General features: G+C 44.4%; 17 protein-coding genes. 6 read left to right on the top strand and 11 right to left on the bottom strand.

Going from position 1 to position 13,660, the window contains the following annotated elements:
• The first annotated feature begins 4 nt into the window (after positions 1 to 4).
• Genes OH461_RS16455 through yacG form a run of 4 tightly spaced genes read left to right on the top strand, consistent with a single transcriptional unit; the run spans position 5 to position 2,506 of the window.
• Positions 5 to 874, top strand: a complete 870-nt coding sequence (locus tag OH461_RS16455; RefSeq protein ID WP_270021657.1) for a prepilin peptidase — start codon at positions 5 to 7, stop codon at positions 872 to 874.
• Positions 874 to 1,482: a dephospho-CoA kinase gene (coaE, locus tag OH461_RS16450; protein ID WP_270021656.1), complete on the top strand. Its 609-nt coding sequence runs from the start codon at positions 874 to 876 to the stop codon at positions 1,480 to 1,482. The genes OH461_RS16455 and coaE overlap by 1 nt, the downstream gene beginning before the upstream one ends.
• Before the next feature lie 36 nt (positions 1,483 to 1,518).
• On the top strand, positions 1,519 to 2,259 hold the full coding sequence (zapD, locus tag OH461_RS16445) for a cell division protein ZapD (RefSeq protein WP_270021655.1): 741 nt from the start codon (positions 1,519 to 1,521) through the stop codon (positions 2,257 to 2,259).
• Positions 2,260 to 2,311: 52 nt separating this feature from the next.
• The gene (gene yacG / locus OH461_RS16440) at positions 2,312 to 2,506 is read left to right on the top strand and encodes a DNA gyrase inhibitor YacG (RefSeq protein WP_270021654.1); all 195 of its coding nucleotides are present in this window, start codon (positions 2,312 to 2,314) and stop codon (positions 2,504 to 2,506) included.
• 165 nt (positions 2,507 to 2,671) lie between these two features.
• Here the strand turns inward: yacG and rplS are convergent, their stop codons facing one another.
• The 5 genes from rplS to ffh all read right to left on the bottom strand — a co-directional run bounded on the left by rplS (position 2,672) and on the right by ffh (position 6,279).
• Positions 2,672 to 3,025 (bottom strand): 50S ribosomal protein L19, encoded by a 354-nt coding sequence (gene rplS / locus OH461_RS16435; protein ID WP_049845612.1) that lies wholly within the window; start codon positions 3,023 to 3,025, stop codon positions 2,672 to 2,674.
• Between the two features lie 49 nt (positions 3,026 to 3,074).
• Positions 3,075 to 3,824, bottom strand: a complete 750-nt coding sequence (gene trmD / locus OH461_RS16430) for a tRNA (guanosine(37)-N1)-methyltransferase TrmD (RefSeq protein ID WP_270021653.1) — start codon at positions 3,822 to 3,824, stop codon at positions 3,075 to 3,077.
• A gap of 27 nt (positions 3,825 to 3,851) precedes the next feature.
• Positions 3,852 to 4,400: a ribosome maturation factor RimM gene (rimM, locus tag OH461_RS16425; RefSeq protein ID WP_270021652.1), complete on the bottom strand. Its 549-nt coding sequence runs from the start codon at positions 4,398 to 4,400 to the stop codon at positions 3,852 to 3,854.
• Between the two features lie 31 nt (positions 4,401 to 4,431).
• Positions 4,432 to 4,680, bottom strand: coding sequence for a 30S ribosomal protein S16 (rpsP, locus tag OH461_RS16420; protein WP_176286878.1), 249 nt, complete (start codon positions 4,678 to 4,680; stop codon positions 4,432 to 4,434).
• Positions 4,681 to 4,890: 210 nt separating this feature from the next.
• A complete protein-coding gene (gene ffh, locus OH461_RS16415) occupies positions 4,891 to 6,279 on the bottom strand; it encodes a signal recognition particle protein (protein ID WP_270021651.1) in 1,389 nt (462 codons plus the stop codon).
• A 182-nt stretch (positions 6,280 to 6,461) separates the two neighbouring features.
• On the opposite strand from ffh, the gene OH461_RS16410 reads away from it, so the two are divergent.
• Together OH461_RS16410 and OH461_RS16405 are read left to right on the top strand one after the other, a co-directional pair.
• Positions 6,462 to 7,256, top strand: a complete 795-nt coding sequence (locus OH461_RS16410) for a cytochrome C assembly family protein (RefSeq protein WP_270021650.1) — start codon at positions 6,462 to 6,464, stop codon at positions 7,254 to 7,256.
• Positions 7,257 to 7,398: 142 nt separating this feature from the next.
• Positions 7,399 to 8,673: an HlyC/CorC family transporter gene (locus OH461_RS16405; RefSeq protein ID WP_270021649.1), complete on the top strand. Its 1,275-nt coding sequence runs from the start codon at positions 7,399 to 7,401 to the stop codon at positions 8,671 to 8,673.
• Positions 8,674 to 8,736: 63 nt separating this feature from the next.
• On the opposite strand, the gene rpoS is transcribed toward OH461_RS16405, so the two are convergent.
• The 6 genes from rpoS to ispF all read right to left on the bottom strand — a co-directional run bounded on the left by rpoS (position 8,737) and on the right by ispF (position 13,658).
• Positions 8,737 to 9,720 (bottom strand): RNA polymerase sigma factor RpoS, encoded by a 984-nt coding sequence (gene rpoS / locus OH461_RS16400; RefSeq protein WP_270021648.1) that lies wholly within the window; start codon positions 9,718 to 9,720, stop codon positions 8,737 to 8,739.
• Between the two features lie 74 nt (positions 9,721 to 9,794).
• Positions 9,795 to 10,715, bottom strand: a complete 921-nt coding sequence (gene nlpD, locus OH461_RS16395; RefSeq protein WP_270021647.1) for a murein hydrolase activator NlpD — start codon at positions 10,713 to 10,715, stop codon at positions 9,795 to 9,797.
• A gap of 2 nt (positions 10,716 to 10,717) precedes the next feature.
• A complete protein-coding gene (locus OH461_RS16390; RefSeq protein ID WP_270021646.1) occupies positions 10,718 to 11,344 on the bottom strand; it encodes a protein-L-isoaspartate(D-aspartate) O-methyltransferase in 627 nt (208 codons plus the stop codon).
• Between the two features lie 2 nt (positions 11,345 to 11,346).
• Complete coding sequence (gene surE, locus OH461_RS16385) at positions 11,347 to 12,102, bottom strand: 5'/3'-nucleotidase SurE (protein ID WP_270021645.1); 756 nt, start codon at positions 12,100 to 12,102, stop codon at positions 11,347 to 11,349.
• On the bottom strand, positions 12,099 to 13,145 hold the full coding sequence (gene truD / locus OH461_RS16380; RefSeq protein WP_270021644.1) for a tRNA pseudouridine(13) synthase TruD: 1,047 nt from the start codon (positions 13,143 to 13,145) through the stop codon (positions 12,099 to 12,101). Before truD ends, surE begins: the two co-directional genes overlap by 4 nt.
• Before the next feature lie 33 nt (positions 13,146 to 13,178).
• Positions 13,179 to 13,658 carry a 2-C-methyl-D-erythritol 2,4-cyclodiphosphate synthase gene (gene ispF / locus OH461_RS16375; protein WP_270021643.1) on the bottom strand — a complete coding sequence of 160 codons (480 nt, stop codon included), beginning with the start codon at positions 13,656 to 13,658 and terminating at the stop codon, positions 13,179 to 13,181.
• Between the last annotated feature and the right edge of the window lie 2 nt (positions 13,659 to 13,660).

Raw genomic sequence — 13,660 nt, 5'->3', positions numbered from 1 at the left:
CCCTATGGAATTATTTATCTACTACCCGTGGCTGTTTCCTTTGTTCGCCACAATATTTGGTTTGATTGTCGGAAGCTTTCTCAACGTCGTCATTCATAGGCTTCCAATCATGATGGAGCGAGAATGGCGCAAAGAATGTGCAGAGAGCTTTCCAGAAGCCAAATTAGATAACCCAACAGGTACTTATAACCTAAGTGTGCCTCGCTCTACCTGCCCTAAATGCGAAACTCAAATTCGTGCGATTGACAATATCCCTGTGATTAGCTGGTTAAAACTCGGCGGGAAGTGTCATAAATGCAGCAACAAAATCAGTGTGCGCTACCCCCTAGTCGAGCTGTTAACGGGTGTAATGTGCTTGCTGGTTGCGCTGCAATTTAGCTTTAGCTACTTTGCCGTAGCGCTGTTGTTTTTTACCTTTGTTCTGATAGCAGCAACCTTCATTGACCTCGATACCATGCTACTGCCAGATCAACTGACACTGCCATTAGTGTGGGCTGGTATTAGTTTAGCTTTATTCGGTATTAGCCCAGTGTCATTGCAAGACTCCGTGATTGGTGCGATGGCTGGCTATCTATGTTTATGGTCAGTCTACTGGGCCTTTAAGCTCCTCACCGGAAAGGAAGGTATGGGCTACGGTGACTTCAAACTGCTTGCGGCATTAGGCGCGTGGTTAGGTTGGCAATATCTACCTATGATCATCCTACTTTCATCTTTAGTGGGTTTGGTGTTTGGCATCATTCAATTGCGCTTGCAGAAGAAAGGAATTGATAAAGCATTCCCGTTTGGTCCTTATCTTGCGATTGCAGGTTGGGTGGCGATGATGTGGGGCGATCAAATTCTTAGCCGTTATTATCAGTTTGTATTGGGGGCTTAATGGCATATGTAGTAGGTCTGACCGGAGGCATTGCAAGTGGGAAAACCACCATTGCAAACCTATTCAATCAACATTTTTCAATCGAGATTGTTGATGCCGATATCGTGGCTAGAGATGTTGTCGCTAAAAGCAGTGAAGGTTTAGCACAAATCGTTCAACGATTTGGTCATGGCATTTTACTCGACAATGGCGAACTGAATCGCTCAAAGCTAAGAGAAATCATCTTTGCCGATCCTAGTCAAAAACAGTGGCTGGACCAACTTCTTCACCCGATGATTCGCCAAAACATGCAACAGCAACTCGCTAGCGTCAAATCTGACTATGCCTTATTGGTGATTCCTTTGATGGTAGAAAACCAATTGCAAACAATGGCTAACCGCGTTCTTGTCGTCGATGTAGATGAGCAAATTCAAATAGAACGGACTATGAAACGAGATGATGTTTCTGAGCAACAAGCTCGTTCTATATTAAAATCTCAAGCGACAAGGCAAGAGCGTCTTGCAATTGCCGACGATGTGATTAAAAATCACTCACAAAACGGACAACTTTTGTCTCAAATCACAGATTTACATCAAAAGTACCTAGCCATGAGCAGGGCAAATCGGTGAGAATAAAGCGAGATATTTTCAAGGCTGCACACCTCAATGACCACGCACTATTTTGAACATCCACTAAACGAAAAAACTCGTATTTATTTACGTGTTGAGGCTCTATTACATCAACTCGATGTTTCCGCTCGTTTTAATGATGACCTGCAGCACTTGAGCTTTTTCCGCGCCTTATTCGATCTTCTAGAGATCTTTGAGCAAATTCAGCTAAAAAGTGAACTGGCCAAAGATATCGAGAAACAACGTTTAACCTACCGAAACTGGCTCAATTTCGAAGGCGTAGATCAAGACATGCTTCAGTCGATTCTGCAAGAAGTCGACCAAGCCCATAGCCAACTCATGGCGGCTGAGCGTTTTGGTCAAAGCCTAAAAGAAGATCGTTTCTTAAGTGCTATACGCCAACGCTTTAATCTACCTGGTGGCGCATGTTGTTTCGACTTACCAGCTCTGCACCACTGGCTGCACCTGCCAAGCGAAGTAAAGCAACGTGATGCCAGTACTTGGACAGAGTCTTTACAATCGCTCTCTGATGCTCTGCACCTTTGGTTGAAGCTCACTAGAGAAACTGGTCATTTTCAATCTCAATTGGCCAAAGCAGGCTTTTACCAAAGCGATGCTGAAGAAGCGAATATTCTGCGCCTCAACATCCCTATGCATTTTGGCGTGTACCCAATGATCTCTGGTCATAAGAATCGCTTCGCCATCAAGTTTATTGATTTCAGTTCAGGTCAAGCGCATGTGGGCGACGTTGAATTCGAGCTCGCAGTGTGCTGCTAACTCAGCCATAATTAGTATTATTAAAATCTTCTTAGTTTAAGTTGTAACTCTCATGACTCAGTTAACCAAAGTTCCTTGCCCGCAATGTGGCACGCAAGTTATTTGGGGCGAACAAAGCCCTCATCGCCCTTTTTGTAGTAAGCAATGTCAGATGATTGATTTTGGTGAATGGGCAGATGAAGAAAACACCATCGCAGGTGCACCAGATATGTCAGATTCAGATGGTTGGTCAGAAGACCAATATTAAATCGTGAATAAATCAATTGTAAAAGCTGATGTGAAAACATCGGCTTTTTTATTATCTAATCCACCATTTTTCAGGTGGGGTTAACAAAAAATCAGAAATACCACATAAAAAAACGGGGTCGAAAATTCGACCCCGTTATTTACTATGAGAACGCTAGTTATAGCATTACTTCTTAGCAAGTTTCTCTTTAATACGAGCTGACTTACCAGAACGCTCACGTAGGTAGTACAACTTGGCACGACGTACTGCACCACGGCGTTTAACTTCGATGCTATCAACGATTGGAGAGTGTGTTTGGAACGTACGCTCAACACCTTCACCGTTAGAGATCTTACGTACAGTGAAAGCTGAGTGTAGACCACGGTTACGGATTGCGATTACAACGCCTTCAAAAGCCTGTAGACGCTCACGTTCACCTTCTTTTACCTTAACTTGAACTACAACAGTGTCACCTGGTGCAAATTTAGGTAGGTCTGATTTTAGTTGCTCTTCTTCAAGAGCCTTGATGATGTTACTCATTTTAATAAATTCCTAGAATAAACTGATACTAAATTTAATAGGTTACTGCTTACTTTTTATCTGAGCGGTGCTCTTTGATAAATTCGGCCAGTAATTGTTCCTGTTCGTCAGTCAGAGCTAGGTTTTCCAGGAGCTCTGGTCTTCTTAGCCAAGTTCGGCCTAACGACTGCTTGAGTCGCCAGTGACGAATGTCCTTATGGTTACCTGACATCAATACCGCTGGTACTTCTTTGTCATCTAACACTTCAGGGCGCGTATAGTGAGGACAATCTAACAAGCCATTTGCAAAAGAGTCTTCTTCTGCTGACGCGAAGTCTCCAAGTACTCCAGGTATAAACCTTGAGACCGAGTCAATCAGCGTCATGGCTGGGATTTCTCCCCCCGTCATCACAAAATCTCCAATTGACCATTCTTCGTCAACTTCAGATTGGATGATGCGCTCATCTACCCCTTCATAACGACCACAAATTAGAAGTAAATTCTCATTTGTTGCCAGTTCTTCAACCCCTTGTTGGTCGAGCTTACGACCTTGAGGCGATAGGTAAATCACTTTCGTCTTACCCGGTGAAGCCTGTTTTGCAGTATGAATGGCATCGCGCAAAGGCTGAACCATCATTAACATGCCAGGGCCACCACCGTAAGGTCTGTCATCAACTGTGCGATGTTTATCATGAGTGAAATCGCGAGGATTCCATGTCTCAATAGATAAAAGACCTTTTTTAACCGCTTGACCTGTTACCCCAAAATCAGTAACAGAACGGAACATTTCAGGAAATAGGCTAATTACGCCAACCCACATGTTTATCTCGCTCTGTAGCTTTGGAGATTAGAATCCAGGATCCCAGTCAACTTCGATCCGTTGAGCTTCGCGATCAACTTTGATGATCACTTGCTCTTCAAGGAACGGAATTAATCGTTCCTTTTGCCCGAAAGCATCTTTAAGATTTGCTTTAACAACCAGAACATCGTTTGAGCCAGTTTCTAGAATGTCAGATACGACACCTAGATCGTAACCTTTAGTGGTTACTACTTGCATCCAAAACAATTCACGCCAGTAGAATTCATCTTCTGACAATTCAGGAAGTACCGCAGGGTCAATAGCGATTTCAAAGTTTGTTAGAAGATGCGCGTCTTCGCGAACTTCTAAGCCTTCCAGCTTAGCCACCATACCTTTGTTATGGCGCTTCCAGCTTTCTACTTTGTACTCGACCCACTCGCCTTTTTGGTTAATATACCAAGGGCTGTAATCAAATAGGCTTTCTGCATTGTCTGTGTAGGAAAAAACCTTGAGCCAACCACGAATGCCGTAAGTAGCACCAAACTTGCCTACAACAATCTTGTCATTGCCCACTGTTTCTTTACCTTTCATCGACATAAGCTAATTTCTACTTCTATTGGAGTAAGAATTAAGCCGCTTTTTGAGCGTCTTTAACTAGCTTAGCTACGCGGTCAGATACTGTAGCGCCTTGACCAACCCAGTGGTTAACGCGATCTAGATCTAGACGTAGGCCTTCTTCTTGACCTTTAGCAGTTGGGTTGAAGAAACCAACTTTCTCGATGAAACGGCCAGTTGCAGCATTGCGGCTGTCCGCTACTACGATTTGATAAAATGGACGCTTCTTAGCGCCGTGACGTGCCAAACGAATGGTTACCATGTCGTCCTCTTTGTGCTTTCTCAAAAATAAAATTAACCCCAATAACCACTTATTAATAAGCAATCTGGGGTCTCGTGCCAAAATAAAGCTCCGGAATTTTACTCTTATTCCGGTGCAATGCAAGGTCTTTAGCTACTTTTTCACCAACATAAACTCAAATCTAAGTTTGTGATGTAGCTAACACCTTGAAACTAAAATAGGGAAATGCGATTAGCGACCAAACGGGTTAAAACCACCGCCCATGCCACCCATACCGCCGCCCATCATGCCTTGCATATTGCGCATCATGCCTTTCATGCCACCTTTCTGCATTTTCTTCATCATCTTCTGCATCTGGGTGAACTGTTTCAGCAAGCGGTTTACGTCTTGCACTTGGGTACCTGAACCCGCTGCAATACGCTTTTTACGTGAGCCTTTAATCAGCTCTGGGCGTTGACGTTCTTTCATGGTCATCGAGTTGATGATCGCTTCCATTTGCTTGAACATCTTGTCATCGACTTTATCTTTAACGTCTGATGGCAATTGCGACATACCCGGTAGCTTATCTAGCATACCCATCATGCCACCCATGTTCTGCATTTGACCAAGCTGTTCACGGAAGTCTTCTAAGTCGAAACCTTTCTTCTCTTTAAACTTCTTCGCTAATTTTTCTGCTTTCTCGGTATCAACATTACGTTGTAAGTCTTCGATCAGTGACAGTACGTCACCCATACCAAGAATACGCGATGCAACACGATCTGGATGGAAAGGTTCTAGCGCGTCAGTTTTCTCACCAACACCTAAGAATTTGATTGGCTTGCCTGTGATATGACGAACCGATAGCGCAGCACCACCACGTGCATCACCATCCACCTTAGTCAGAATCACACCAGTTAGAGGTAGAGCGTCACCAAACGCTTTCGCTGTGTTTGCCGCATCTTGACCCGTCATGGCATCAACAACAAACAAGGTCTCTACTGGGTCGATAGCATTATGAAGGTCTTTAATCTCAGCCATCATTTGCTCATCGACAGCTAGGCGACCAGCCGTATCGACAACCAAGACGTCATAGAATTTCTTCTTGGCGTGTTCAATTGCCGCATTGGCAATATCGATTGGCTTTTGATCTGCAGTTGATGGGAAGAAATCGACACCCACATCAGACGCTAAGGTTTCTAGCTGTTTAATTGCCGCAGGACGATAAACGTCGGCAGACACAACCAGAACTTTCTTCTTATCGCGCTCTGTTAGCAATTTAGACAGTTTACCTACCGAGGTGGTTTTACCCGCACCTTGTAGACCTGCCATTAAAATAACTGCTGGCGGCTGAGCGGCTAGGTTTAGAGCCTCGTTAGACTCTCCCATTACAGCTTCAAGTTCAGATTGAACAATCTTAATGAACTCTTGGCCCGGCGTCAGAGATTTAGAAACCTCAACACCGACCGCGCTCTCTTTCACACGCTTAATAAAATCACGAACAACTGGCAGCGCAACATCAGCTTCCAGCAAGGCCATGCGCACTTCGCGCAAAGTTTCTTTAATATTGTCTTCGGTCAGACGTCCTTTACCACTGATGTTTTTCAGGGTACGGGACAGGCGATCCGTTAAATTCTCAAACATCTTTGTCTCTTCGCTAAATTCGGCGATCAATTCCTTTGAGTATACCTTAGCCACACCTCGCTTTACACTAGTCGATTGAGAATTGATATCTCATCTCTCACAATTGACTGTATATAAGCCATAGCCCAAGCGGTTGATGCAGGGTATAATTTGTCAAAATTCCACCAGCTTAATAGAGAATAATGGATAACTTAATCGCTGTAGTGGCAGCAATATTATATCTATTAGCGATAGCAACCATCATCCCGGGTCTCGTTCACCAAACAGGCATTCGAGCGAAAACCGTGTTCATTAGTGCCATTCTGGCGCTGGTATTTCATGGGTGGTCGTTAAGTGATTTGATACTGGCAGGTAGCGGACAAAACCTTAGTATCCTTAACGTTGCATCGTTAATTAGCTTTATCATCGCACTCGTTATGAGTGTCGCGATGACGAAAACGCGTATCTGGTTTTTATTGCCTGTCGTGTATAGCTTCTCTGCGATTAACCTATGTGCGGCTACTTTCTTACCGACCTCCTTTATTACCCATTTAGAGCATGACCCAAAGCTGCTGATTCATATTTCATTCGCGCTATTTTCATACTCGACACTCAGTATCGGCGCACTATACGCCCTACAGCTGGCATGGTTGGACAACAAGCTTAAGAATAAGAAATCACTGGCCATCAATCCTAACGTGCCACCGCTTATGGCGATCGAGCGTCAGCTATTTAGAATCATCTTGATTGGTAACTTGCTACTAACTGCAACGCTGATTACTGGCTTTACCTTTGTGCATGACATGTTTGCTCAAGGAAAAGCGCACAAAGGATTCCTCTCTTTCATCGCATGGATTGTTTACTCAGTCTTGCTTTGGGGACATTACCAGAAAGGTTGGCGTGGCAAGAAAGTCACATGGTTCGCGGTTGCGGGTGCAACATTGCTGACTTTGGCCTACTTTGGTAGTCGATTCGTTCGCGAAATCATACTTAACTAAGTGAATTCCAATAGTTTAAACGCTATCAAAGGTGCATCTTATGCACCTTTCTTTTACAATACTCCACCCTATATTTACAATTGACTTACGAACTGAGTTAGTTCATAAATTAACCAGAAACTTCACAAGGAAAAGATAAGCTTTGGACGACATATCAACGGGTATCTTATTTGCGCTACTCGCGTGTCTAATCGTAATCTCAGGATATTTTTCTGGCTCAGAGACAGGGATGATGGCTCTGAACCGTTACCGCTTAAAGCACTTAGCAAACAGCGGCCATAAGGGTGCAAAACGTGTAGAAAAGCTACTCGACCGCCCAGATCGCCTGATCGGCTTGATCCTCATTGGCAATAACCTTGTTAACATTCTTGCTTCTGCTATCGCAACCATTCTTGGTATGCGTCTCTATGGCGATATCGGGGTAGCCATCGCCACTGGTGCGCTCACCATGGTGGTACTGGTATTTGCTGAAGTTACCCCTAAAACTCTTGCTGCGCTTTACCCAGAGCGCGTCTCTTACGCGAGCAGCATCGTTCTCTCTATTTTGATGAAGCTACTGTCACCATTAGTGATGTTTGTTAACTTCATTACTAATGGCTTTATTCGCTTACTCGGAATCAAAGCGAATCACGGTGATGATGACCATCTAAGCTCAGAAGAGCTGCGCACTGTCGTTAACGAAGCGGGTAGCCTAATTCCGCGTCGCCACCAAGATATGCTGATTTCCATCTTAGATTTGGAGCATGTCACGGTAAACGACATTATGGTGCCTCGTAACGAAATTACCGGTATCGATATTAATGATGATTGGAAGTCGATTTCTCGCCAGTTAACTCACTCGCCTCACGGTCGAATTGTGTTTTATCGTGACCAGATTGATGAAGTTGTCGGTATGCTACGACTACGCGAAGCCTATCGTTTGATGCTGGAAAAAAACGAGTTCAACAAAGAGACATTATTAAGAGCCGCTGACGAAGTGTATTTTATTCCCGAAGGTACACCGCTTAACGTCCAACTGCTTAAGTTCCAACGCAATAAACAGCGCATTGGTCTTATTGTCGATGAGTATGGCGACATTATTGGTTTGATTACCCTTGAAGACATCCTCGAAGAGATTGTTGGCGAGTTCACTACCTCGATAGCACCAAGCTTATCTGAAGAGATCACCCCACAAGGTGATGGCAGTTTCCTTATTGAGGGTAGCGCTAACATCCGTGATATCAACAAGGGCTTGAAGTGGAAGCTACCAACGGATGGGCCAAGAACTTTGAACGGCCTTATTTTGGAGCACTTAGAAGATATTCCTGAAAGCCACTTGAGTGTTCAAGTATCAGGGCACCCAATGGAAATCGTAGAGCTTGAAGAAAACCGCATCAAACTGGTGAAGGTTTTCCCGAAAATAAAGAAAGCATCTTAAGTGAACCACAAACAAAAACGCCTTGGCTAAGCCAAGGCGTTTCTTTATCTAAAGCGTTTCAATCTATACATCATCTTCAACGCTGAATAGGCTTTCCATGTTAAGGCCTTGTTTCACTAAGATTTCTCTTAGACGACGCAAGCCTTCCACTTGGATTTGACGTACACGTTCACGAGTCAGATTAATTTCACGACCGACTTCTTCCAATGTTGATGGCTCATAACCCAGCAGACCAAATCGACGCGCTAGCACCTCTTTTTGCTTAGGGTTAAGCTCATCTAACCAGTGGATCAAAGAGTTTTTAATATCATCATCTTGAGTCGACACTTCTGGATCAGAATGGTTAACATCAGGAATGATATCTAACAGCGCTTTCTCACCATCACCGCCAATCGGCGTATCCACAGAGCTTATACGCTCGTTCAAACGCAGCATTTTGCTGACATCTTCAACCGGCTTATCAAGCTGAGTTGCGATCTCTTCCGCGGTCGGTTCATGGTCGAGCTTTTGTGATAGTTCACGTGCAGTACGCAAGTAAATATTGAGCTCTTTCACTACGTGGATTGGTAGACGGATAGTACGAGTTTGGTTCATCAACGCACGTTCAATGGTCTGACGAATCCACCATGTTGCGTAGGTTGAAAAACGGAAGCCACGTTCAGGGTCAAACTTCTCTACAGCACGGATCAAACCAAGGTTACCCTCTTCGATCAGATCGAGTAGTGCAAGGCCACGATTGCTATAACGACGAGAAATCTTAACCACTAAGCGTAGATTACTTTCAATCATACGTTTACGAGCAGCTTCATCACCGCGCAAAGCGCGACGTGCGTATAGGACTTCTTCTTCGGCAGTTAAAAGTGGAGAAAAACCGATTTCTCCGAGGTAAAGCTGAGTTGCGTCGAGGCTTTTATTTGAAACCTCAAACTCTTCTTTTTGATTTGATGACGACTTTTTCGTTTCGAGTTGTTCTGTTTGCAATTCATCCATATTTCCATTTGCAAGATCAAACTCTTCAACTTTTGTTGCTGTATTGCTGATACCCATAGCGCCTCCCCCTGGCGAGTTAGCAAGACATTTAAAACATCCAATGCCGCTATTTGTTACTTGTAAAAAGTAATTTATGGTAAGTAGCGTTTCGGATTAACCGACTTACCTTGATAGCGAATTTCAAAGTGCAAACGGACGCTGCTCGTTCCTGAGCTACCCATTGTTGCAATCTTTTGGCCTGCTTTTACACTTTGTCCTTCGTGGACTAGCAACTTGTCGTTGTGCGCATAAGCACTGAGGTATTTGTCGTTATGTTTTATAATCACGAGATTACCGTAACCTCTGAGTGCATTACCCGAATAAACGACCGTGCCTGCTGCAGTAGATGAGATGGCTTGACCTCGCTGACCTGCGATATCAATACCTTTATTTCCTTGGTCTCCTGCAGAAAAGTTTTTAATCACCCTCCCCTTTGTTGGCCACAACCACTTGGAAACTTTAACGTTACCGGATGTCTGTTTATTGACATCATTGTTAACATTTTGTTTACCTTTAGAGCCAACATACTCCTTTGGTTTAGATTGTTCAACCTTTTTGGCAGCACTTTTTTGCGCCACCTGTTGCGTATCTTTTGGCTTGGAGGAACTAACTGTTTGATTCGAGCTTTTGCTCGGTTTTGGAGTCGTAACAGAGGAGACCGCTGCAGCGCCCGCTACAGCTACGGTTGCAGAAGAACCCGCGCCAGAGCCACCATACGCAGGCGGGTTATAGGCAGGCTGCCACAACTTTAGTTTTTGGCCTGGATAAATCGTATAGGGTGCCTTAAGTTGATTAAAACGTATAATATCATTTACATCTTTATCTGTGATGTAAGCAATAAAATATAGCGTATCTCCTTTATCAACTTGGTAATAACTACCGCGATAACTGCCACGCGGAATAGAGTCATAGTCCTTATTCAAACTGGACACTGGCGCAGGGGAATGAGCAGCACACCCAACTAGTGCGCTACTTAAAGCTACCAACAGTAATGAAATAGACTTAAATGACATGATTACGCGAGGTCACCTGCGATCAAAGGAACAAAACGCACCATCTCAATCACTTGAGAAAGATATTCATCGCCTTGGCGCGTAATTTTTAATAGCTGCTGTTCTTCAGAGCCAACCGGTATCATCATGATGCCTCCATCTGACAACTGCTCAAGTAATACCGACGGAATTGAGTCCGCAGCCGCCGTTACGATGATCGCATCAAATGGACCTTTTGACGCCCACCCTTGCCAACCATCACCATGCTTAGTCGATATATTGTAGATATCGAGCTGTTTAAGCCGACGTTTAGCATCCCATTGCAACGCTTTAATGCGCTCAATCGAATAAACATGATCAACTAATTGGGCAAGTACTGCTGTTTGATACCCCGACCCGGTACCGACTTCTAAGACTTTACTGGAACGGCTAAGTTCCAACATTTCCGTCATCTTTGCCACTATGTAGGGCTGAGAGATAGTTTGTCCATGACCGATAGGTAACGCATTATTATCATACGCCTGATGCATCATAGCTTGAGAAACAAAACTCTCACGCGGCAAACGATAGATAGCATCTAATACGACCTGGTTCTGAATGCCACTCGCGACAAGAAAATCATTCAATTTGTCGGCATGTGGGTTTGTCATACCTATTTCCCTTCCAACCAATGAGTCATACTTACTAAAGATTCATGTGCCGTTAAATCAACCTGTAATGGCGTAATAGACACATAGCCATGCTCAACAGCATAGAAATCCGTTCCTTCTCCTGCATCTTGTTCTTTGCCGGGAGGTCCGAGCCAATAGATATCATGCCCGCGCGGATCTTTCTGCTTTATCATCGCTTCAGCGTGATGACGCGCACCTAATCTTGTTACTTGAGTCCCTGTCAGCTCATCTAACGAACAATCTGGGATATTCACATTAATCAACCGATTAGTCGGGATTGGATGAGCAAGATGCTGCTTGACCAAATCAACCGCAATCGTCGCTGCGGTTTCAAAATGATCTTTTCCAGCCAGTGATAATGCAATCGACTGAACACCAAGGAAGTGCCCTTCCATCGCAGCCGCCACAGTTCCAGAGTAAAGCACATCATCACCAAGGTTTGCGCCATGATTGATTCCAGAAAGCAATAAATCAGGCATGTCCTCTTTCATCAACTCATTCAACGCAAAGTGCACACAATCGGTTGGTGTCCCTTGCACTGAATAGACTTGAGGAGATATTTCCTTAACTCTCAATGGCTGCTCTAAAGTTAAAGAATTAGAAGCGCCAGAGCGATTTCTGTCAGGCGCCACTATGGTGACATCTGCCATCGCTCCTAACGCTTTTGCGAGAGTATGAATTCCCTCTGCATGAACACCATCGTCGTTACTGAGAAGAATCTTTAAACGAGCGCTCATGAATATTGACGCTCCACAGCAATCTCTTCAATCAACTCTCGAACAATCGCGGTCGCAAAGCAACCTGAATCTAACGCAAAATTAAGCGTGATATTATCGCCCTCTACAGACCAAGTTAAGTTTTGTGGCAGTAGCGCAATCTCACGGCGTTCATGACGCATACGGTTACCGCGAATCAAAGCCATTAAGTCAGGCTCAGCATCAAGCAAAGGTTGCTCTATAGCTAAAGCGCCCGCTTGAGTTGGCAGAGCATTATCACCAGCCATTGCCGCCGTAAGTGAATACTCACCTGTAGCAAGCTTTTCATTCGCTAACTCGATATCTTGTTCACCAAGAAGGCGTGTTTCTTCTTGGCTTTTAACCATGTCGCCTTCAATGGCTTTATCAAACACACCTTGTTCAATACGAGCAGACACAATGTGGTTGAAGATCCAAGAGCGCGCAGCAGACAAGTATAAACTGCGTTTGTTTTGGTTACGGGTACGAACGTTATCTCGCCCCCAACGACGTGCTTCTTCGACGTTATTACCATTGTTACCAAAACGCTGGCTACCAAAGTAATTTGGCACACCCAACTTAACCACACGCTCTAAGCGTGCAATCACGTCTTCCACATCCGTTACTTCCGATAAAGTAACCACAAATTGGTTGCCAATTAAGTCGCCCGGACGGAGTTTTTTGTTATGACGATCGGTAGCCAGAATTTCAATACTCGGATATTGAGCTAAGAAAGCGCTAAAATCGGGCGTGTCACCTTTTGGCAGATGGACACTCAGCCATTGCTCGGTCACAGCATGGCGGTCTTTCAAACCAGCCCAGCTGACATCCTTAGACTTCACACCACACGCTTTTGCCAGTTCATTGGCCACAAAACTGGTGTTCTCACCAGTTTTACGAATGCGCACCATCAAGTGCTCGCCTTCGCCAGTGAATGCAAAGCCTAAATCTTCACTTACTTGGAAGTGTTCAGGTTGCGCTTTTAGTTTGCCTTTCGCAGTTGGTTTACCATTTAGGTAAGCCAATGAAGATAAAATATCCGACATATTTGATACCATCACGCCATTGCGTGATTTGAATTAATTCTGTTTAAACAATAGAACAACCGCTTCACTGGCAATCCCTTCTTTACGGCCAGTAAAGCCAAGACGTTCAGTGGTGGTTGCTTTAACATTGACGTTGCCAATGTCTGTTTCTAAATCTTCTGCAATCGCAGCACACATTGCTTCAATGTGCGGAGCCATTTTTGGAGCTTGAGCCATAATGGTGACATCAGCATTGCCAATCACATAACCTTGCTCTTTTACTCGGCGATATACATCGCGCAGTAACATGCGACTATCGGCACCTTTCCACTTATCATCTGTATCAGGGAAATGACGACCAATATCACCAGCCGCAATGGCACCTAACAACGCATCAGACAATGCATGTAGTGCAACATCGCCATCTGAATGAGCGACCAGCCCTTGTTCATATGGCACTGCTACGCCACCAATAATAACGGGGCCTTCGCCACCAAATTTGTGCACATCAAAGCCATGGCCAATACGCATCATAG

It is taken from the genome of Vibrio sp. LaRot3, assembly GCF_027587025.1.
In the GTDB taxonomy this organism is placed as follows: Bacteria; Pseudomonadota; Gammaproteobacteria; order Enterobacterales; family Vibrionaceae; genus Vibrio.
The sequence above is the reverse complement of the archived record's forward strand: the minus strand, read 5'-3'. Positions and strand labels throughout refer to the sequence as shown.